At 70.6% G+C, this 19558-nt stretch carries 17 protein-coding genes; 9 read left to right on the top strand and 8 right to left on the bottom strand.

Features of this window, described 5'->3' with window-relative positions:
• Positions 1-646: 646 nt before the first annotated feature.
• The 4 genes from CEK69_RS00835 (at position 647) to CEK69_RS00850 (ending at position 8257) form a co-directional block, all read left to right on the top strand.
• Positions 647-3325, top strand: coding sequence for a M1 family metallopeptidase (locus tag CEK69_RS00835; protein ID WP_152243237.1), 2679 nt, complete (start codon positions 647-649; stop codon positions 3323-3325).
• A gap of 119 nt (positions 3326-3444) precedes the next feature.
• On the top strand, positions 3445-3867 hold the full coding sequence (locus CEK69_RS00840) for a hypothetical protein (RefSeq protein WP_152182694.1): 423 nt from the start codon (positions 3445-3447) through the stop codon (positions 3865-3867).
• Between the two features lie 152 nt (positions 3868-4019).
• On the top strand, positions 4020-5135 hold the full coding sequence (locus tag CEK69_RS00845; RefSeq protein ID WP_152243239.1) for an efflux RND transporter periplasmic adaptor subunit: 1116 nt from the start codon (positions 4020-4022) through the stop codon (positions 5133-5135).
• Positions 5132-8257 (top strand): efflux RND transporter permease subunit, encoded by a 3126-nt coding sequence (locus CEK69_RS00850; RefSeq protein ID WP_152243241.1) that lies wholly within the window; start codon positions 5132-5134, stop codon positions 8255-8257. Before CEK69_RS00845 ends, CEK69_RS00850 begins: the two co-directional genes overlap by 4 nt.
• Before the next feature lie 24 nt (positions 8258-8281).
• On the opposite strand, the gene CEK69_RS00855 is transcribed toward CEK69_RS00850, so the two are convergent.
• Both CEK69_RS00855 and CEK69_RS00860 read right to left on the bottom strand, forming a co-directional pair.
• Entirely contained in the window at positions 8282-9403 is a 1122-nt protein-coding gene (locus CEK69_RS00855; RefSeq protein ID WP_148828493.1) for a glycosyltransferase family 4 protein, read from the bottom strand.
• Positions 9400-10143 (bottom strand): polysaccharide deacetylase family protein, encoded by a 744-nt coding sequence (locus tag CEK69_RS00860; protein WP_152243243.1) that lies wholly within the window; start codon positions 10141-10143, stop codon positions 9400-9402. Before CEK69_RS00860 ends, CEK69_RS00855 begins: the two co-directional genes overlap by 4 nt.
• A gap of 164 nt (positions 10144-10307) precedes the next feature.
• Between CEK69_RS00860 and CEK69_RS00865 the strand changes: the two genes are divergently transcribed.
• On the top strand, positions 10308-10865 hold the full coding sequence (locus CEK69_RS00865) for a GNAT family protein (protein WP_226974990.1): 558 nt from the start codon (positions 10308-10310) through the stop codon (positions 10863-10865).
• A 42-nt stretch (positions 10866-10907) separates the two neighbouring features.
• Here CEK69_RS00865 and CEK69_RS00870 read toward each other — a convergent pair whose 3' ends face one another.
• Positions 10908-11969 (bottom strand): hypothetical protein, encoded by a 1062-nt coding sequence (locus CEK69_RS00870; protein WP_150410285.1) that lies wholly within the window; start codon positions 11967-11969, stop codon positions 10908-10910.
• A 486-nt stretch (positions 11970-12455) separates the two neighbouring features.
• Here CEK69_RS00870 and CEK69_RS00875 point away from each other — a divergent pair, with 486 nt between their 5' ends.
• From CEK69_RS00875 to CEK69_RS21395, 3 genes are all read left to right on the top strand, one after another.
• A complete protein-coding gene (locus CEK69_RS00875) occupies positions 12456-13295 on the top strand; it encodes a TrmH family RNA methyltransferase (RefSeq protein WP_152243247.1) in 840 nt (279 codons plus the stop codon).
• 197 nt (positions 13296-13492) lie between these two features.
• A complete protein-coding gene (locus CEK69_RS21155) occupies positions 13493-13582 on the top strand; it encodes a tryptorubin family RiPP precursor (protein WP_017911958.1) in 90 nt (29 codons plus the stop codon).
• Positions 13583-13670: 88 nt separating this feature from the next.
• Entirely contained in the window at positions 13671-14744 is a 1074-nt protein-coding gene (locus CEK69_RS21395; protein WP_152243249.1) for a cytochrome P450, read from the top strand.
• A gap of 6 nt (positions 14745-14750) precedes the next feature.
• Here the strand turns inward: CEK69_RS21395 and CEK69_RS00890 are convergent, their stop codons facing one another.
• From CEK69_RS00890 to CEK69_RS00910, 5 genes are all read right to left on the bottom strand, one after another.
• Positions 14751-15803 (bottom strand): LacI family DNA-binding transcriptional regulator, encoded by a 1053-nt coding sequence (locus CEK69_RS00890; RefSeq protein WP_026143254.1) that lies wholly within the window; start codon positions 15801-15803, stop codon positions 14751-14753.
• A gap of 62 nt (positions 15804-15865) precedes the next feature.
• Positions 15866-17281 carry a M28 family peptidase gene (locus tag CEK69_RS00895; protein ID WP_152243250.1) on the bottom strand — a complete coding sequence of 472 codons (1416 nt, stop codon included), beginning with the start codon at positions 17279-17281 and terminating at the stop codon, positions 15866-15868.
• A gap of 96 nt (positions 17282-17377) precedes the next feature.
• Positions 17378-17797 (bottom strand): large-conductance mechanosensitive channel protein MscL, encoded by a 420-nt coding sequence (gene mscL, locus CEK69_RS00900; protein WP_019802352.1) that lies wholly within the window; start codon positions 17795-17797, stop codon positions 17378-17380.
• Positions 17798-17906: 109 nt separating this feature from the next.
• Complete coding sequence (locus tag CEK69_RS00905; protein WP_017914737.1) at positions 17907-18614, bottom strand: fumarylacetoacetate hydrolase family protein; 708 nt, start codon at positions 18612-18614, stop codon at positions 17907-17909.
• Between the two features lie 119 nt (positions 18615-18733).
• Positions 18734-19006, bottom strand: coding sequence for a hypothetical protein (locus CEK69_RS00910; RefSeq protein ID WP_010341808.1), 273 nt, complete (start codon positions 19004-19006; stop codon positions 18734-18736).
• A gap of 202 nt (positions 19007-19208) precedes the next feature.
• Here CEK69_RS00910 and CEK69_RS00915 point away from each other — a divergent pair, with 202 nt between their 5' ends.
• On the top strand, positions 19209-19547 hold the full coding sequence (locus tag CEK69_RS00915) for a Rieske (2Fe-2S) protein (protein ID WP_152181786.1): 339 nt from the start codon (positions 19209-19211) through the stop codon (positions 19545-19547).
• Positions 19548-19558: the final 11 nt, after the last annotated feature.

Genomic DNA, 19558 nt, shown 5'->3' on the forward strand with positions numbered 1-19558 from the left:
CAAGTTCCGCTCGTCCGACAAGCAAAATCAAGCAACAGCAACGGCTTTCGCCCTTTCGGGCGAGTTACTTTTCTTTGCTCGCGCAAAGAAAAGTAACCAAAAGAAAGCGCGCCCTGCCTTGCGCCCTCCGCGCTTTGCGCTCCGGGTCCGCGTCCATCCCGGGGATCCGCGGAAGGGGCATCCTGCCCCTGCCGCGGACGGCGCACATCCATGTGCGCCGCCCTTCGGGTGTTTCCCCGCGATGGCCGCCGCTGCGGAAGGGAACCCGGCAAGTCAAAAGCCGAAGCAACAGCGATAGCAAAGCGAATGCGCTGTACTTGGTGGCCGACGTCGCCTGTTGATCGTGGTGGGCACGCAACAACGCTGGCCTCCGCAGCAGCCGCGGGCGTCATTCGCGCGTGTGGAACGACTTCTGCCGGGACTTACGATACGTTGGCCGAGTTCACTGTGGGAGGGACTTCAGTCCCGACGCCTTTCAAGGTTGGGGCACAGCAGGCATCGTTCGTCGCGGCTGCATGACAGTTGATTTCTAAGACGAACTGCTCCCCCGCGCTAGCGCCTGTGTTGCCACACTGACCGTCACCACGTGACAGCCGCGGCCGCGCATGCTTAAGTCGTCGCCCTCCTCATCGGCGAAGGCCCGTCCATGCCAGCTCTGTCCCGTCGCGTGCTGTTCTCCGTCCTCGCGCTGTGCTGCGGCGCGGCCTGTGCACAGGCCTCCGATGCGGTGCCGACCGGACGCCTGCCGGATTGGGCGGTGCCGGAGCACTATGCGCTGGACTTGAAGATCGATCCGGAGCGCACCGACTTCGACGGCACCGCCACCCTGCGCGTGCGCCTGGAGCGCGCCTCCGACCATCTGTGGCTGCACGGCAAGGAGTTGCGGGTGAGCAAGGCCACACTGCGCACCGCCGATGGTGCGTCGTTCCCGGTGCGCTACACCCAGGCCGACGCGCAGGCCGGCGTGGCCCGCATCGCTTTCGGGCGCACGCTGCAGCCGCAGGAACTGACCCTCACCATCGTCTACAGCGCGCCGTTCAACCAGCAGTTGCAGGGGCTCTACCAGGTCAAGGCGCAGGGGCATGCCTACGCCTTGACGCAGATGGAGCCGATCAGCGCGCGCTACGCCTTCCCCGGCTTCGACGAGCCGGCGCTGAAGACGCCGTTCGCGCTGCGCCTGACCGTGCCCGAGGGCGAGCAGGCACTGGCCAATACCCGCGCCGAGTCCACCGAACCGGCCGGCAAGGGCTGGAAGATCGTGCGCTTCGCCGAGACCGTGCCGCTGCCGACCTACCTGGTGGCTTACGCGGTCGGGCCGTGGGACGTGGTCGACGGGCCGGCGCTGCCGGCCACGCCGCAGCGCCCGCAGTCCACCCCCTTGCGCGGCGTCGCTGCACAAGGACAGGGCCCGCGCATCCGTCGCGCGCTGCAGCAGACGCCGGAGATCATCACCGCGCTGGAGGACTACTACGACTTCGGCTATCCGTTCGACAAGCTGGATCTGGTGGCCGCGCCGGACTTCTCCGCCGGCGCGATGGAGAACCCCGGTTTCGTCACCTTCCGCGACTGGCTGCTGTTGCTGGACGAGGATTCGCCGCGGCACAACGTCGAGGGCTCGTTCAACGTCACCGCGCACGAACTGGCGCACCAGTGGACCGGCGACACGGTGACCATGGCGTGGTGGGACGACCTGTGGCTCAACGAGGCCTTCGCCACCTGGATGCAGCAGAAGATCACCATGCGCCTGCGGCCGCAGTACCGCGCGGACCTGGACCGCATCAGCGCCGCGCATGACGCGATGAACAACGACAGCCTGGTCAGCGCGCGCAAGATCCGCCAGCCGATCACCGGCAACGGCGACATCGAGACCGCCTTCGACAGCATCACCTACCGCAAGGGCGCCGCGGTGCTGGGCATGTTCGAGCAGTTCGTCGGCGAGGACACCTTCCGCAGCGGCATGCGCAACTACATCCGCGCGCACCGCTTCGGCAACGCCACTGCCGACGATCTGGTCGATGCCATCGCCACTGCGGCCGGCAAGGGCGAGGATGTCAAGGCCGCGTTCCGCAGCTTCCTCGATCAGCCGGGCGTGCCCTATCTGCAAGCGCAGCTGCAGCCCGAGGCGGGCGGCGCGGTGCTGCAACTGCACCAGCAGCGCTTCCTGCCGCTGGGCTCGCGCGGCAACGCCGCACAGACCTGGGGCGTGCCGGTGTGCGTCAAGTACGGCACGCGCCAGGGCGTGCGCCGTGCTTGCCAGATGCTGTCTTCCAGCGACGGCCGCCTCACGCTCGCCGGCGCCGATGCGAACAGTTGGGTGATGCCCAACGCCGGCGGCACCGGCTACTACCGCTTCGCCCTGCCCAAGCCGCAGCTGGCCGCGCTCGGTCGCCATCTCGATGCGCTCGACGATGCCGAGAAGCTGGCCTATGCCGATGCCATCGACAGCGCGTTCCGCACCGGCGAGGCCGATACCGCGGACGTGATCGCGGCGATGCAGCAACTGGCGCCGGCCAAGGCCACGGCGGTGGCCACCGCGATGAACGACCGCATCGCCTGGATCTGGCGGGTGCTGGCGCGCGACGAGGCGCAGCGCGCCATGCTGCGCCAGGCCACCGACGCCGCGTTCGGTGCACGCCTGCAGGCGCTGGGCGATCGGCGCCGCGCCAGCGACAGCGATGACGACGTGGCGCTGCGCTCCGACCTGGCCGAGCTGCTCGGGGTGACCATGGGCGTGCCGGCGGTGCGGCAGGCGCTGCTGGCCCAGGGCGATGCGGTGCTGGCCGGCAAGGGCGGCGCGCTGGATTTCGCCGCCGCCAACCCGGATCTGCTTGGCGCAGCGCTGACGGTGGCGGTGCAGGCGCGCGGCGCGCCCGCGGTGGACGCATTGATCGCGGCCCTGCGCGGTCACGGCGAACCGGCACAGCGCAACGCGATGATCGAAGCGCTCGGCGCCGTGCAGGATCCGCAGCAGGTGCAGAAGGTGCGCGATTTCGCCCTGACCGATGCGATCAAGGTCGGCGAGATGAACAGCCTGCTGATGGGCGCGCATGCCGAGCCGGCCACGCACGCCTCGATGTGGCCCTGGTACACCGCGCACTTCGATCGCATCGTGGCGCGCTCCGGTTCCTTCGACGGCGGTCGCTTGCCGGCGCTGGCGGCCAGCGGTGGCTGCGATGCCGCCGAAGCGGACCGGCTGGAGGCGTTCTTCACGCCGCGCCTGAAGGCACTCAGCGGCGCCGACCGCGGCCTTGCGCAGACCGCCGAGACGATTCGCCTGTGCAGCGCGCTGCAGGCGCGACAGCGCGCCGCTTTTTCGCCGCACTGATTGCAGTTGCCAGGTCCCTGCGCCGCCCGCATGCTATGCGGCACGCACTCGCGCGGCAGGCGCAGGGATGGCGGATTCGGTGGCGGACGACGCTGCCGGGCAACGTTCAGGGGGAACGCATGGATCCGAAGCTGCATGACGTGTTGGCCAGAACCAATGTGGCCGAACTGGTCCAACCGGCGTGCGCCGAACAGGTGACGCATCAGCCGGTGCAGCCCGAGCCAGCGCCGCCGCCGCCGCCCAGATACGCCACCTCCGATCCGTTCCAGTACCACCTGGCCAGCACAGAGGTCGTCGGCAAATTAGCCGAGGGGCGTACGTCGCCGGCGCTGCGCTTTTTCGGCTGGTTGGTGTTCGGACTGCCAATGGCCTCGTTCGGATTGATGATGCTGCACGCGATCTGGTATGACGCGTCGGCACATGCCCTGTATGTGCCGCACACCCTGGGGCAGGCGGTGCGCATGCTGCTTGGGACTGCATCGGCGCTTGCCTTCGTGGTGGCCTATCCGTACTTCACCCGGCGTCGTACCGGCAAGGACTGATTGCGCGGCCCAAGCCGCGCCACGCGTGCGCTGCGTCTCATCGCGCAGCGCATGCGTTGGCCGGCAAGGGTCGTCGGTCATGGTTGCGACGTGTCAACGCCCGTCACGCCAGGCCGTTAGACTGGGTCGAACTCCACGCGTCCGGGATCTCCATGCCGCACCGACCACGCGCCGGCGTCCGCCTGGTGTGCCTTCTGTTGTCCTCGCTCGCGCTCGTGCTCGCCGGTTGCGGCAAGGCCCCGGCGCCGGCCGCGGCCAGTGCCGCGATTCCGGTGACGCTGCAGACGGTGCAGCCCCGTGAGTGGAACGACAGCCTGGCCGCGCTGGGCACGGTCAAGGCCCGCGAATCGGTGACGCTGACCGCCAAGGTCAGCGAGATCGTGGAGCGCGTGCATTTCGAGAGTGGCCAGGAAGTAGCGGCCGGCGCGCCGCTGGTGACGCTGCGCGGGCAGGGCCAGCAGGCGGCGTTGCGCGAGGCGGAGGCCACCTACACCGAGGCCGAGCAACTGTATCGGCGGCAGAGCGAACTGGTCGGGCGGCAACTGGTGTCGCGCGCGCAACTGGACACGCAACGCGCGCTGCGCGATGCCGCGCAGGCGCGGGTGCTGCAGATGCGCGCGGAGATCGGCGACCGCAGCGTGCGCGCGCCGTTCGCCGGCGTGCTCGGCCTGCGCCAGGTCAGCCCCGGCGCGCTGCTGACGCCCGACGCGACCATCGCCACGCTCGACGACGTGGCCCAGGTCTACGTGGATTTCCAGGTGCCGGAGGTGGCGCTGTCGACGGTGAAGGCGGGCGATGCCGTCGGCGGCCGCAGCGTGGCCTATCCGGGCCGCGCCTTCGATGGCAAGGTCGCCACCGTGGACGCGCGGGTGGATAGCGCCACCCGCGCGGTCACCGTGCGTGCCGCGTTCGACAATGCCGACCGCGCGCTGCGCCCGGGCATGCTGATGGACGTGCGCCTGTATCGGCCCGCCCGGCAGGCGCTGGTGATCCCGGAGATCGCGGTGGTGCAGGTGGGGCGCGACGCTTTCGTCTATCGCGTCGGCGCCGACGCCACCGTGGCCCGCGCCGACGTGCGCACCGGCGCGCGCCGCGACGGCCTGGTCGAGATCGTCGACGGCCTGCAGCCCGGCCAGCGCATCGTGGTCGAGGGTACCGGCAAGCTGCGTCCGGGCGTGGCGGTGGTCGATGCGAGGTCGACTGCCGCAGCCGCTCCCGCCACCACCGGCCCGAGTCCCGGTAGTGGCGCCGCGGAACGCGCCCGATGAGGCTGTCCGACGTCTCCATCACCCGGCCTGTGTTCGCCGCGGTGATGAGCCTGTTGCTGGTGGTGTTGGGGGTGATGGCGTACAGCCGGCTGACCCTGCGCGAGCTGCCGGCGATCGAGCCGCCGATCGTGTCGGTGGAGGTGCGCTACCCCGGCGCCTCGGCGGCGGTGGTGGAGAGCCGCATCACGCAGGTGCTGGAGGACGCGCTGGCCGGCATCGAAGGCATCGAGACGATCCAGGCGCGCAGTTCCAACGGCGTGGCCGACATCAGCATCGAGTTCCGCGCCACTCGCGACATCGAGGCCGCCGCCAACGACGTGCGCGACGCGGTCAGCCGCGTGCTCGACCGCCTGCCCGACGGGGCCGACGCGCCGGAGATCGCCAAGGTCGAGGCCGATGCCGACGCCATCCTGTGGCTCAACATGAGCTCCAGCACGATGGATGCGCTGCAGCTGTCCGACTACGCCGAACGCTACGTGGTGGATCGCCTGTCCAGCATCGACGGCGTGGCGCAGGTGCGCCTGGGCGGGCGCCAGCGCTATGCGATGCGGATCTGGCTGGACCGCGACCAGTTGGCCGCGCGGGATCTCACCGTGGCCGACGTGGAGAACGCGCTGGCCCGCGAGAACGTCGAACTGCCGGCCGGCCGCCTGGAGTCGGCCGACCGCGACTTCACCCTGCGCGTGGAGCGCAGCTACCGCGCACCGGCGGATTTCGCCACGATTCCGCTCGGCAAGGGCCGCGACGGCTACGTGGTGCGGCTGGGCGACGTGGCCAAGGTGGAACTGGCCTCGGCCGAGCGCCGCGCCTACTTCCGCAGCAACGGCGTGCCCAACGTCGGCCTGGGCATCGTCAAGACCTCCACCGCCAACAGCCTGGATGTGGCCCGTGCCGCGCGCGCGGCCGCGCAGCAGATCCAGCAGACCCTGCCCAAGGGCACGCAGATCTTCGTCGCCTTCGATTCCACCGTGTTCATCGATGCCTCGGTGGAACGCGTCTACCACACCCTGATCGAGGCGGTGGTGCTGGTGCTGGTGGTGATCTGGCTGTTCCTGGGCAGCGTGCGCGCGGCGCTGATCCCGGCGGTGACGGTGCCGGTGTGCCTGGTGGCCGCGTTCATCGCGCTGTATGCGTTCGGCTTCTCGATCAACCTGCTGACCCTGCTCGCCCTGGTGCTGTGCATCGGCCTGGTGGTGGACGACGCGATCGTGGTGGTGGAGAACATCCAGCGTCGCGTCGACCTGGGCGAACCGGCGCTGGTGGCGGCGCGGCGCGGCACCGCGCAGGTCGCCTTCGCGGTGATCGCCACCACCGCGGTGCTGGTGGCGGTGTTCCTGCCGGTCGGCTTCCTCGAAGGCAACACCGGGCGCCTGTTCCGCGAACTGGCGGTGGCGCTGGCCGCGGCGGTGGCGATCTCCGCCTTCGTCGCGCTGACCCTGACCCCGATGATGTCGTCCAAGCTGCTCAAGGCGCACGCGCGCGAAAAGCCCAACCGCGTGCACGGCTGGGTCGAGGCGCGGCTGCAGGGGCTGAGCGCGCGCTATCGGCGCGTGCTCGAGCGCCACGTCGGCCGCGCCTGGGTGTTCGGCGCGCTGATGCTGGCGGCGCTGGCGGCCAGCGCGCTGCTGGCGCGGATGATTCCCTCGGAACTGGCGCCGGCCGAGGACCGCGGCTCGTTCCAGGTGATGATCGATGCGCCGGAAGGCGCCGGCTTCGACTACACGGTGGGGCAGATGCACCATGTCGAGGCCATCCTCGACCGCCACCGCGGCGACGGCCAGCCGATCGCGCGCGCCAATCCGCGCGTGCCCGGCAGTTTCGGCGCCAGCGAGGAGATGCACACCGGCCGGGTCAGCGTGTTCCTGCGCGACTGGAGCGACCGCGACGTGGCCACCGCCGACGTCGCCGCGACGCTGCAGGAAGAGTTGCGCGCCTTGCCCGGCGTGCGTGCGCGCACCCAGGTCGGCGGCGGCCTGGTCAACAGCCGCGGGCAACCGTTCCAGATCGTGCTCGGCGGCCCCGACTACGCCGAGATCGCGCAGTGGCGCGACCGCCTGCTCGCGCGCATCGCCGACAACCCTGGCCTGGTCGGGGCGGACTCGGACTACAAGGAAACCCGGCCGCAGATGCGTGTGGAGATCGACCGCCAGCGGGCAGCCGACCTCGGCGTGCCGGTGACCGAGATCGGCCGCGCGCTGGAGACGCTGATGGGCGCGCGCCAGGTCACCACCTTCGTCGACAACGGCGAGGAGTACGACGTGATGCTGCAGGCCAGTCGCGACGGCCGCGCCGATCCGGCCGACCTGGCGGCGATCCGGGTACGCGCCGACAGCGGCCAGCTGATCCCGCTGTCCAACCTGGTGACCCTGCGCGAAGTCGCCGAGCCGGGCAACCTGCACCGCTTCAATCGCCTGCGTGCCATCACCATCAACGCCGGCCTGGCCCCGGGCTATCCGCTCGGCGAGGCGATCGCCTGGGCGCAGCAGGTGGCGCGCGAGGAACTGCCCGATTACGCGCAGCTCGACTGGAAGGGCGAATCGCGCGAGTACCAGAAGGCCGGCGGCGCGGTGCTGCTGACCTTCGCCCTGGCGCTGCTGATCGTGTACCTGGTGCTGGCGGCGCAGTTCGAGAGCTTCATCCACCCGCTGGTGATCATGCTGACCGTGCCGCTGGGCGTGCTCGGCGCGCTGATCGGCCTGGCGATCAGCGGCGGTACGCTCAACATGTTCAGTCAGATCGGCATCGTGATGCTGGTCGGGCTGGCGGCCAAGAACGGCATCCTGATCGTCGAGTTCGCCAATCAGTTGCGCGATGCCGGGCGCAGCGTGCGCGATGCGATTGTAGAAGCCTCGGCGGTGCGATTGCGGCCGATCCTGATGACCTCGCTGGCCACCGTGGTCGGCGCGATCCCGCTGGTGGTCGCCGGCGGCCCCGGATCGGCCAGCCGCGCCACCATCGGCATCGTGGTGATCTTCGGCGTGTCGGTGTCCACGCTGCTGTCGCTGTTCGTGGTGCCGGCCTTCTATGCGCTGCTGGCGCCGTACACGCGCTCGCCGGACGCGGTGCAGCAGCGCCTGCAGCAACTGGAAGCGCAGACGCCGTCGGTCGGCGGCCACGCCTGAGCCGGGCCGCTCAGGCAGCCGCGCTCAGGCCGGATCGACGCGCGACGGCGCCAGCGGCTGCGGCGCGCAGCGCGGCTGCTGCAGCAGGTGTACGAACTGCGCGGCGATCACCGCGCCACCGAAATGGCGCTGCACGAAGTCGCGCCCGGCCTGGCCCATGCGCTGGCGCCGTTCGCCGTCGCACAGGCGCAGGATCGCATCGCGCCAGCCGTCCACGTCGCCGGGCGTGAGCAGTTCGCCGCTGACCCCGGGGTCCAGCGTCTCCGCGGTGCCGCCGACGTGGCTGGCCAGCACTGGCACGCCGCTGGCCTGCGCCTCCACCGAGACCCGGCCGAAGGTTTCCGGCGCCAGCGACGGGAACGCCAGCATCGACATCGCGTTGTAGTAGGGCGTGGTGTCGTTGACCCAGCCGACGAAGCGGTGGCGCTGGCCGTGCGGCTGGGCCGCGGCCTGCGCCTGCAACTGCGCCGCGTCCGGGCCGTCGCCCAGCCACAGGCAGTGCAGCCGCGGCTCCTCCGCCATCGCCGCCCCAGCGGCTTCCAGCAGCGGGAAGATGCCCTTGCCGGCGTGCATGCGCCCGCTGTAGCCGAGCACGATCGCGTCCTCGGGCAGGCCCTGCGCGGCGCGGATGGCGCGGCCGCGTTCCGGATCCGGGCGCAGCCGCTCCATGGTCACCGGGTTGTACAGCACCTGCACCAGCGCCTCGGGCACGCCGCGCTCCAGGTAGGCCTGGCGCGCGTAGTGCGACACCGCGAAGAAGCGCGCGGCCAGGCGCGGGATCGCATAGCCGGACAGCGCACTCATCGCCGGCGTGCGGTGGCGGAACAGCGTGACCGGGATGCCCAGCACGCGTCCGGCCAGCAGCAGCGGCCAGTATTCCTTGCCGAAGTTGCCCACCAGCCAGTCCGGCCGGCTGCGCCGCGCCACGCGCAGCAGCGGCCGGTAACCGTCCGGGTCCAGCACGTTGCGGAAGTGCCCGACGTGCACGGTGATGCCGCTGCGGCGCAATTCGTCGGCGATCAGGCCGCCCTCGCAGGCGATGACTTCGACCTGATGGCCGACGCCGGCCAGCGCCTGCGCCAGCGCCACGAAATGGGTGGCCGCGCCGGTGTTTTCGGGATTGGTGCCGACGAACAGGAATTTCATCCGCGCCGGTCCTCGTAGGCGGTGAAGGCGCGCAGCGCGAACTGCGGCAGCAGGTGGTGGCGCGCGACCTGGATGCGCGGGTAGCGCATCGGGTCCGAGCCGGCCGGGGCGCGGCCGCGGCGGGTGCTGGTGGCGGCGGTGTAGCCGGCCTCGCGTACCACGTCGGCGACACGGTCGTCCACATCGCCATAGGGGTAGCAGAACTGCGGCACCGCCTCGCCGAGCAGGTCCTCCAGTTCGCGCTTGCAGCCGCCGATCTCCTCGCGCAGCGCCGCATCGCTGCAGCCGGTGAGGTGCGGGTGCGAGCGGGTATGCGCGCCGATCTCCATGCCGCCGGCGCGCCACTGGCGCAGCTCGGCGAGGTTCATCAGCGGCTTCTCGATGCCCAGCTTCTGCGCATCCCACACGTTGTGGCGGCCGATGCAGCCGCTGACCATGTACACCGTGGCGGTGAAACCCAGCCGCTGCAGCACCGGCAGCGCCGCGTGCAGGTTGTCCAGGTAGCCGTCGTCCAGGGTGACCACCGCGATCTTGCCCTGGCGCTCGCCGCGCAGGTACGGCATGGCGTCGGACATGGACACGCCGCGGTAGCCCAGCCGCTGCAGCAGGCGCATCTGCCGGGCGAAGCGGCCCGGGCTCACGTACAGGCTGCGGTACACCTGCAGGTGCCGCGGCGCCTCGGCCACGTTGTGGTACATGAAGATCGGAATGCGGGCCGTGGTGGCGGTGTCGGAGGGCATCGGGGAACGGCTCTTTGGACAGAAAGGCGAGGTGCGGCGCGGGAGTCTACCGGGCCTGGCTTTCGCTGGTCTGTCGGGTAAAACCCTCAGCCGTAGACGATCGCGCCGCCGTGCAGGCCGCGGCCGGCGGCTATGCTGCGCGTCCCTTGCCGCAGGAGCCGCCGATGTCCGAGACCGCCGCTGCCGCCCCCTGGCGCGATCTGCAACTGCATCTGGACGGCATCGTGCTGCGGCGCTGGCGTGCCGAGGACCTGGATGCGCTGGTCCGCCACGCCGACGACGCCCAGGTGGCGCGCGGGCTCAGCCGGCGCTTTCCGCATCCCTACACGCGCGCCGACGGCGAGGCCTTCCTGGGCGGGCAGGTGATCGACCTGAACGACCAGGTGCTGGCGATCGAGATCGGCGGCGAGGCCTGTGGCGGGATCGGCCTGCATGCAGCGGCGCAGCCGGCGCCGGAGCGGGCCGAGCTCGGCTACTGGCTCGGCCGCGCGCACTGGGGCCAGGGCCGGATGACCCGCATCGTCGCCGCCTACCTGGACTGGGCGGTGCCGGCGCTGCGCCTGCAGCGGATCGAGGCGTTGACGCTACCAGACAACCATGGCTCGGCGCGCGTGCTGCAGAAGAACGGCTTCGTTGAGATCGGCACGCGCCGCGAACTGTCGTTGCGCGATGGACAGCCGCGCGATTTGCGCCTGTTCGCGCGGACCGGGGCGGCGGCCTGAGTCGCGCGTCGCCCGTGCGAGCGACGCGCGCGGGCCACGGCTTCAGTAGGAAATGGTGGCCGAGGTCGCGGTGGTGTCCACCGCGTAGTTGCATTGCACGTCCAGGCCCGAGCTGTCGCTGTACGACACCCACGCCGGCGACGCCACCTTCTGCATGCGGTAGTCGTAGACGCCGATCGCATCGAAGGTGATGCTCCCGTCCGGCGGATATTGGTCGCAACTGTCCACCGCATAGACTTCCAGCGCACCGCCCACCACCAGGTGCGTCCGGGAATTGATGTCGTAGGTGGTGCTGAGCCGCACGCTCTGGCCGGTGGTGACGTTGCGCGTGTCGACGTTCCAGTTCGTGCAGGGCAGGCCGTTGTTGCAGGTGGCGTAGGTGTCGCCGACGATCCGGTCGCCGGCCCTGGCCGCGATGAAGTCGCTGTGCCACACCATGCCGTCCTGGCAGCAGTTCCAACTGCTCAGGTCCCAGCTGTCGTTGTAGCCGCGGTAGCCGAGCACCGGTTGCAGGATCGTGGGATCGTCGCTCTGCATCCCCGGGAAGAAGTACACCGTCTGCTGCGCCACGTTGGTCGGGTTCTGCGGCACCGTCCAACTGGCCACGATGCGCCCCATCTTGTTGCCGGTCACGTCGATGGCCGACTGCACCCAGTCGTGGGTGATCGGCGGCGGCACCGCGCCGCGCGCGCGCGCTGCCCGCAGCGCCGCGCCAGCGCGGATCGGCTGGCCGTCCAGGCCACGTCCGTCGGGGTGGACGCGGGTGCCGTTGGGGGTGAAGTTGTCCTGGGTGCAGGCCTGCGCCTGTTCGCGCGCGCCATCGGCATGCTGCAGGGCGCCGTCGGCGAGCACGCGGTCGCTGCGATGGACCTGGCGCACGCAGGCCGGCGCGAAGTAGCCGAACGGCGTCTGGATGTAGTCGTCGGGGACGTTGGTGGGCTTGTGCGCGGCAGGCAGGGCGCCGACCCGCGCCAGGCGGGCGTCGGGCGCGGCAGTCTGGGCCAGTGCGCTGGCGCTCAGGCCGAGCAGGGGCAGCATCAGCAGCAGGGCGGCGTGCACGCAGCGGCGTGCGGACGAGGAAAACGGACGGATGTCGGAGTGCATGGGAATCGCCTTGTCGTGAGAATGCGGAGTGCGTTCTCGGGAGCCCGCGGAGCACGGCGCTGCGCGATGCGGCGGCGCAGGCCATCGCAGGTATCCCGTCTGCGAAGCGAATGGCACGGTGATGGTGGGTCGATGGCGCCTGCATGGTGGCGGAAGGAGCGGCGACAATGGACCCGATGCGCGCGCCAGGCTTGTCGGATTTGCGCATGCGCTGCCGCGAATTCCGCACGGTGGAAGCCGGGAGCGAACCACTTCACGGTGCGGCCGGAATGCGGGTTGCGCTTTGCGGTGCATGACGTAGACAAGTCTCGGGGCCGCGCTGCGTCATGCCGGGGCAGCCAGTGGGGCGCGGATGAGCGAAAATCCCCACAGCGCGCCGTCCCGGGCGCGCGCCCCGTGCGTTTTTCAGGAGAGTCCCATGCGTCATGCCCTTCGTTTCCGCTGTGCCGCGTCGGCGCGGTGCGCCTGCGCCGCGGGCGTGCGCCGATGACCTCGCCCTGGGGCAACCGCTCGCGCGGTGGGAATCCCCCCTCTCCCCCCGGGAGAGGGGCCGGGGGCGAGGGTGCGGCGGCGACCAACCGCAACGAACTGCGCCTCTACGGCCTCAACGCGGTGCGCGCGGTGTACGCGCGGCGGCCGGAGGCGATCCGCAAGCTGTACCTGAGCGAGGCGCGGATTCCGGCATTGCAGCCGCTGCTGAAGTGGTGCGTGGCCAACCGGGTCGGCTACCGCGTGGTGGACGAGGCCGATCTGCACAAGCTCGCCGCCAGCAGCCACCACGAGGGCGTGGTCGCCGACGTGCTGCGCGTCGCGCCGCTGGCCCTGGCCGACTGGCTGCAGGCGCTGGCGCCGGGTCCGGCGCTGGCGCTGTGGCTGGATGGCGTGGGCAACCCGCACAATTTCGGCGCGATCCTGCGCTCGGCGGCGCACTTCGGCGTGGGCGCGATCCTGTTGCCGGAGCAGGCCGCACTGGCGCTGTCCGGTGCCGCCGCGCGCGTGGCCGAGGGCGGCGCCGAGGCGGTGCCGCTGGTGCGGCTGCCGCCCACGATGCAGGCTCAGGCGCAATTGCGCGGCGCGGGCTTCGCCCTCGCGGCGACGCTGGTGGACGGCGGCGACGATCTGTTCGCCACTGCCTTGCCGCAGCGCCTGGTCTACGTGATGGGCGCCGAGAGCGACGGGATGGACCGCGACTTCGCGCAGGCCTGCGATCTGCGCCTGTCCATCCCCGGCAGCGGCGCGGTGGAAAGCCTCAACGTCGCCGCCGCCACCGCGGTGTTGCTGGGCACCTGGCGCAGCCGGCATCCGCACGGGCGTGCGGCGCGCTGAGCACGGCGTCACGCGCTGAGATGCGGCTGCATTTGGCTACGCAATAGTGTGCGCGCCGGCCGGTTTCGGGTTTGCGAGGGGCCTGCCGGCGGCGTAGCGTGCAGGCGCGCCTCGCCGATGCGATCGCGCCACGCGCGCTGGCGTCGGCGAAACCGCGCAGTCCCCCGCCCGAAAGGGCCATCGTCACTCCTGCGGAGATGTCGCTCATGAAGCTGCTGTTCTCCATCAAGCACCTGCTGTCGTCGAAGAAGCCGCTGAAGTCGTACGCCTGGTACATCTGGTACTGAGCGCCGTGTGCGATGCCGCGCGGCATGCCGTGCGGCCGGTGCCCGGCGGATGCGCTGCGCCGGGCGTCGTTCCTCCAGGAGACTGGCGATGTCCGCCACCATGGTCGACCGCGATGCGCGCGCCACGGTCTTCGCGCCGCGTCTGCAGGCGTTGCTGCGCGCGCATGTGGGGCAGGACGCGTTCCGCCTGGATGCCGACACGGTCGGTGTCGCCGGCGCCGCGCTGAGCGACCGCCTGCTCGCGGCCCGGCCCGCCACCGAACACGAACGGCCGACCTTCAAGCCGTTGCACGGCCGCTCGATCGCGCGCAGCGAAGCGGCGAAACTGATGCAGGCGATCGGCCGCGACGTGCGCGAGGCGCTGAAGCGTCCGCCGCCGCCCACGCTCGACCTGTCCGGTCCATGGCCGCACATCGGCCATGTCTATCTGCGCGACCTGCTGCTCGGCGGCGACCCGTGGCGGCTGCGCCTGCTGATGGACCGCACCCTGGAACTCACGCCGCGCCTGACCTGGGCGGTGATCGCCGCCGGCGCGCTCGCACCGCTGGCGCCGTGCGCGGAGGCCTCGGCGTTGGCCACGCTGCTGTCCGCGGCCGACGGCTACCGCGCGCGCCGCGATGCGATGGGCCTGTACCGGCGCACCGCCGCGCCGGTGTGCTTCACCATTTCCACGCTGGTTGCCAACGCGCTGTGGCTGGGGTCGCCGTTCGACGCGCGCGTCTGCAACCGCAACATCCTCTACGAAACCCTGCGCCTGCTGCCGCCGTCCTGGAACATCCTGCGCAATGCCTCGCCCGAGTACGGTGCGCTGGATCCGCGTATCAGCGCCGCCGACGACGTGCTGGTGCTGCCCTTGCTCAGCCATCGCGATCCGGCGCTGTGGGAGGAGCCGGAGGCGTTCCGGCCCGAGCGCTGGGACGGCGTGGATCCCGATGCGTTGCCCGGCTACCTGCCGTTCGGCCATGCCTCCGAGCGCTGCTGGGGCCGGCACATGGTCATGCCGCTGGCGGAGCGGCTACTGGACCTGCTGCGCGGTCAGGACCTGGTCGCGGACCCGCAGCAGCGTCGCGCCACTGTGCCGTTGACCGGGCTGCTCGGTGTGGCCCAGGTCGACGTGATCCGGCACGCGCGCGCTCGAGGCGTTGCCTGCCGCACGCGGTGACGGCGCTCAGCGCGGGGCGGGCGGCGCGGTGGACCCGCGCGTGACCAGGGTGTAGTCCAGCACCTGATGGGTACCGCGGCTGGGCAGTCCGTCGCGGCGTTGGCGAATTTCGCCGAGCAGTAGCGTCACCGCGGCCCTGCCCATCGCCGCGACCGGCTGGTGGATGGTGGTCAGCTCCGGCCAGATCGTGGTGGCCACCGGCGTGTCGTCGAAACCGGCGATCGACAGATCCTCGGGAACGCGCAGGCGCAGTCCGTGCGCGATCGCCAGCGCTGCCGCGGCCATGTCGTCGTTGCTGCACAGGATCGCGCTGGGACGCGGGGCGACCTGCAGCAACGCAGTGGCCGCGAGCAGGCCGGAGCGGTAGGTGAACAGGCCTTCGGCCACGCGCTCCGGCGCCACCGTCAGCCCGGCCCCGGCCATGGTGTCGAAGAACGCGCGGCTGCGCAGCGCGCTGGGCGTGTGCCCGGGATCGCCGCTGACGAAGCCGATGTCGCGGTGGCCCAGGTCGAGCAGATGCCGGGTGAGCGCGCACGCCGCCTGGTAGTCGTCGATGCGCACCGAGCTGACCCCGGGCATCGGTGCGCCGGTGGCGACCGCGACCAGCGGAATGCCGCGCGCATCCAGTTCGGCGATGGTCTGCCGCGCATCGCACAGCGGCGGCGGCAGGATCAGGCCATCGGCACCGGCCTCAAGCAGGCGTTCGGTGGCGGCGCGCTGGCTGGCGCTGTCGTCGCTCTTTTCCACCAGCACCTGGCAGCCTTCCAGGCTGCTCTGCTCGAGCATGCCGAGCATGAACTGGTTGAGGTAGGCCGCGCTGGGATTGCTGTAGAGAACGCCGATGCGCGCCAGTCCTGCGGTGCGCAGCGAGCGGCCGGCGAGGTTGGGGCGGTAGCCGAGCGCCTTGATCGACGCTTCGACGCGCTCGCGCATGGTAGCGCTCACGCGCGGGTGGCGATTGATCACGCGCGAAGCAGTCATCGGCGACACGCCCGCATGGCGGGCTACATCCAGCAACGTCACCGCTGAGCCCGCGCGACGTTGCCGTATGCCCATCAAAGGTCCTGGCGCTGCTGCGGAGGGGAAGCCCCTGCGCGCGTCCTGCGCAGGTCCGGTTTACTTTACTCCCTGGGCGGTTCCACTGTCTTGGCCTGGCTGCCGAAACCGCCGTCGGCCTGCGCCGCCAGATATGCGAACACCGCATACGCGGCGACGTTCTGCGCCAGCGCCTTCGGGTCGATCTTGTCCAGGGTGTCGTCGGCGGTGTGATGCAGATCGAAGTAATCGCTGCCGTCCTGCGCCAGCCAGGCCCAGGCGCCGCCCCTGGCGGCGAGCGGCCCGACGTCCGGGCCGGGGCCGCCGGCGTCCGGCGCATAGGCGATGCCGAGCGGCGCCAGCGCCTCGGCGATCTGCCGGGTCGCCGCGCGCGAGCCGGCGGCATCGCCGGAGCCGGTGTTGAAGGCATAGATGCGGCCGGCGCCGAAGTCGCTCTCGGCGGCGATCTGGTGCCGCGCCACGTCCTTGGCATGCGCCTGCGCGTAGGCCTTGCCGCCGTACAGACCCTGCTCCTCGTTGGCGAAGGCGACCACGCGGATGCTGCGCTTGGGAGCCTGCTTGAGCTGGCCGATCAGATGCCCGGCGGCCATGCTGATCGCCACGCCGGCGCCGTCGTCGATCGCGCCGGTGCCCAGGTCCCAGGAATCCAGGTGCCCGCCGATCAGCACCACCTCGTTCGGCAGCGTGCGCCCGGTGATCTGCCCGATCACGTTGTAGGAGGTGGCGGTGCCGTCCCAGCCGCAGTCCAGCGCCAGGCGCAGGCGTACCGTGCCGCGCGCGAGCAGGCGCGCCAGCTGGTTGGCGTCGGGCACCGACAGCGCCGCCGCCGGCACCGGCGTCAGTCCTTCGTCGAAGCGGGTGATGCCGGTATGCGGCACGCGGTGCGAATCGGTGCCGGCCGAGCGCATCACGAAACCGATCGCGCCCTTGCGGATCGCTTCCGACGGCCCCTTGCTGCGCACCGCGCCGCCGTTGCCGTAGTCCTTGCCATCGCGGGTGCGCAGCATCTGGTAATCGACGAAGGCGATCTTGCCGCGCAGCGTATCGGCCGGCGCCGCCTGCAACGCAGCCAGGTCGGCGAAGCGCACCACCTCGGCCTCGACCGTGCCGCCGGGGCTGCCGCCCAGCGCGGTGACGGTGAGCGGTTGCGCATGCGCGCCGAGCACCTGCGCGTGTTCGCTGCGCCGCTCCCATTTGGGGAACGTCACCGGCTCGGTCCACACCTTGTCGAAGCCGAGTGCCTTGAATTTCGCGGTGGCCCAGGCCACCGCGCGTGCATCGGCCTCGCTGCCGGCCATCCGGGGGCCGATCTCGGTGTTCAGCGACTCGACCACCTTCCAGCCGGTGTCGTCGGCCAGTGCCCGCTCGCGCAAGGCCGACGCGTCGCGGAGTGCCGCCTCCGGGATGCGCGTGGCCTCGACGGCAACCGCAGGAGAGGACAGACTCAGCACAGCAGCGATGACGACGGCAAGACGACGCATGGAAAACTCCGCGGACACAGGAACCGCGAGCTTAGCAGTGCCTCACCGCCGTGCACGACGCGGCCTCCATGGCGGAAGCCGCGTGTGCCGTCGCGCTTACTCCGCGCGCGGCTCGTGCTTGAGCGAATCGCGGATCTCGCGCAGCAGCAGCACTTCCTCGGTCGGGGCCTTCGGCGCCGGCGGTTCCTTGCGGGCGATGCGGTTGATCGCCTTGACCAGCATGAAGATGGCGAAGGCCACGATCACGAACTGGATGATGGTGTTGAGGAAATCGCCGATGCCGATCACCACGGCCGGTACCGGCTTGCCGGCCGCGTCCACCGTCGCCGCCTTGAGCGTCCATGCCCAGCGCGAGAAATCCACGCCGCCGACGAGCAGCCCGATCGGCGGCATGATGATCTTCTCGACCAGCGCGGTGACGATCTTGCCGAACGCGGCGCCGAGCACCACGCCGACCGCCAGGTCCAGCACGTTGCCGCGCATGGCGAATTCCTTGAATTCGCGGATCATGCTCATCGGGACTCCTCTCTTGTCAGTGCGGGCCTGTCGCCGCGGCGCTAGCCTAGCGCAGTCGCCGTGGTGGTCGAATCACAGGCGTGCGTATGCCGCGCGACAGGCGTGCCCCTCAGCCGACGATGCGGCCGTGCCGCTCGGCCACGTTCTCCAGGCGCGCGCTGAAGCGATCGCCCGGGCGCAGCGCGGCCACGCCGGCCGGCGTGCCCATGAACACCAGGTCGCCGGCGCGCAACGCGAACAGCTTGGACAGTTCGTGCAGGATCTCCGGCACGTTCCAGATCATCTGCTCCAGCAGCGACTGCTGACGGACTTCGCCGTTGACTTCCAGCGAGAGGTTCAAGGCCTCCAGCGCCCCGACCTCGCCGGCCGGGATCAGCTCGCTGATCGGCGCGGAGGCGTCGAAGCCCTTGGCGATGTCCCACGGCAGGCCCTTGGCCTTGGCCGCGGCCTGCAGGTCGCGACGGGTCAGGTCCAGGCCCACGCCGTAGGCCAGGATCAGGGCCTCGGCGCCGTCCACCGGCAGCACGCCGGCGGGCGCGTCCTGGCCCAGCGCCACCACCAGTTCCACTTCGTGGTGCAGGTCCTGGGTCGCGGACGGGTAGGGGACGGCCTCGTCGCCGATCACCAGCGCATCGGCCGGTTTCATGAAGAAGGTCGGCTGGCCGCGCTCGGCCTTCGAGGCCGGCGCACTGGCGCCCATCTCACGCGCGTGGTCGGCGAAGTTGCGACCCACGCAGTAGATGCGATGCACCGGGAAAAGCCCCTGGCCGCGCACAGGTACGCGAGGAGCCTCGGCAGCAGCGAACAGGTCTTTCATGAGCGTGCATCCAACGAACGGGGGATGCAGCAGTTTAGCGCGTCGGGTTCAACCCGATTCCAACAGGGAAGCGGATGTCGCTCTCGCGATTCCCCAATCCCGATTCCCCATTCCCAGCTCTAAAGCGGCAAGGCCGGCTTGCGCACCACTCGATACTCGCCATCGACCACATGCCGGCGCGCGGTGGCCGGGCGCTTGCCGCGCTGGCTCAGCAGCTTCATGGCGATGCCGCCCAGGATCATCGCCGCGCCCACGAACACGCTGACGAACACCAGCCCGGCCAGGATCGCCAGGCCGAGCAGGCCCACGGCCAGCTTCACCAGCGGATGGCGCGGCTTGCGCGGCGCGAACAAGTGCCGGAATTGGTCGAAATTGAAGAGGCGAGCGCGCATGGCAGAACTCTGTTTCAGTTTGAACCGAAGGGGCGCAGTATCGGCGCTGTTTTATGTGACGGAGTGAAAACTTCGTTAAGCGAAAAATTAACACTTTCCGGTCAGGGGCTTGCATGTGCTCGTCGGGTGAAGGGCGTGCGGCGTCACGGCTGCCGATCGCCCATGCCAGAATGAACACCCCTTGCTGCCCGCGCTGCGTTCCATGACCGAATCATCTGCCGTGCTGGCGCCGCTGCACGACCTGGTTTCCGGCGAACTGGCCGAGGCCGAGGCGCTGATCGGCGGCGAGCCCGAATCGCTGCTGCTGTATCGGGAGGGCGACCGCGTGCGTGCGTGGTTGAACGTGTGCCCGCATGCCGGGCGCCGCCTGGACTGGGCGCCGGGGCAGTTCCTGAAGAGCCGCGAGGGCCACGTGGTGTGCGCCGCGCATGGCGCCGCGTTCGAACTGCAGGGCGGTGAGTGCGTGTCCGGCCCCTGTCGCGGCCAGAGCCTGCACGCGGTGCCGGTGGACGTGCGCGACGGGCAGGTGGTGCTGGTTTAGCGCGCAGCGCA

The sequence above is a fragment of the Xanthomonas sp. LMG 12462 genome, assembly GCF_009192885.1.
GTDB classification, from domain to species: Bacteria; Pseudomonadota; Gammaproteobacteria; order Xanthomonadales; family Xanthomonadaceae; genus Xanthomonas_A; species Xanthomonas_A sontii.

Bases quoted from the DNA above. Each gene is read 5' to 3' on its own strand.
- CEK69_RS00835 (WP_152243237.1), top strand. From the start codon at position 647: ATGCCAGCTCTGTCCCGTCGCGTGCTGTTCTCCGTCCTCGCGCTGTGC.
- CEK69_RS00840 (WP_152182694.1), top strand. From the start codon at position 3,445: ATGGATCCGAAGCTGCATGACGTGTTGGCCAGAACCAATGTGGCCGAA.
- CEK69_RS00845 (WP_152243239.1), top strand. From the start codon at position 4,020: ATGCCGCACCGACCACGCGCCGGCGTCCGCCTGGTGTGCCTTCTGTTG.
- CEK69_RS00850 (WP_152243241.1), top strand. From the start codon at position 5,132: ATGAGGCTGTCCGACGTCTCCATCACCCGGCCTGTGTTCGCCGCGGTG.
- CEK69_RS00855 (WP_148828493.1), bottom strand. From the start codon at position 9,403: ATGAAATTCCTGTTCGTCGGCACCAATCCCGAAAACACCGGCGCGGCC.
- CEK69_RS00860 (WP_152243243.1), bottom strand. From the start codon at position 10,143: ATGCCCTCCGACACCGCCACCACGGCCCGCATTCCGATCTTCATGTAC.
- CEK69_RS00865 (WP_226974990.1), top strand. From the start codon at position 10,308: ATGTCCGAGACCGCCGCTGCCGCCCCCTGGCGCGATCTGCAACTGCAT.
- CEK69_RS00870 (WP_150410285.1), bottom strand. From the start codon at position 11,969: ATGCACTCCGACATCCGTCCGTTTTCCTCGTCCGCACGCCGCTGCGTG.
- CEK69_RS00875 (WP_152243247.1), top strand. From the start codon at position 12,456: ATGACCTCGCCCTGGGGCAACCGCTCGCGCGGTGGGAATCCCCCCTCT.
- CEK69_RS21155 (WP_017911958.1), top strand. From the start codon at position 13,493: ATGTCGCTCATGAAGCTGCTGTTCTCCATCAAGCACCTGCTGTCGTCG.
- CEK69_RS21395 (WP_152243249.1), top strand. From the start codon at position 13,671: ATGTCCGCCACCATGGTCGACCGCGATGCGCGCGCCACGGTCTTCGCG.
- CEK69_RS00895 (WP_152243250.1), bottom strand. From the start codon at position 17,281: ATGCGTCGTCTTGCCGTCGTCATCGCTGCTGTGCTGAGTCTGTCCTCT.
- mscL (WP_019802352.1), bottom strand. From the start codon at position 17,797: ATGAGCATGATCCGCGAATTCAAGGAATTCGCCATGCGCGGCAACGTG.
- CEK69_RS00905 (WP_017914737.1), bottom strand. From the start codon at position 18,614: ATGAAAGACCTGTTCGCTGCTGCCGAGGCTCCTCGCGTACCTGTGCGC.
- CEK69_RS00910 (WP_010341808.1), bottom strand. From the start codon at position 19,006: ATGCGCGCTCGCCTCTTCAATTTCGACCAATTCCGGCACTTGTTCGCG.
- CEK69_RS00915 (WP_152181786.1), top strand. From the start codon at position 19,209: ATGACCGAATCATCTGCCGTGCTGGCGCCGCTGCACGACCTGGTTTCC.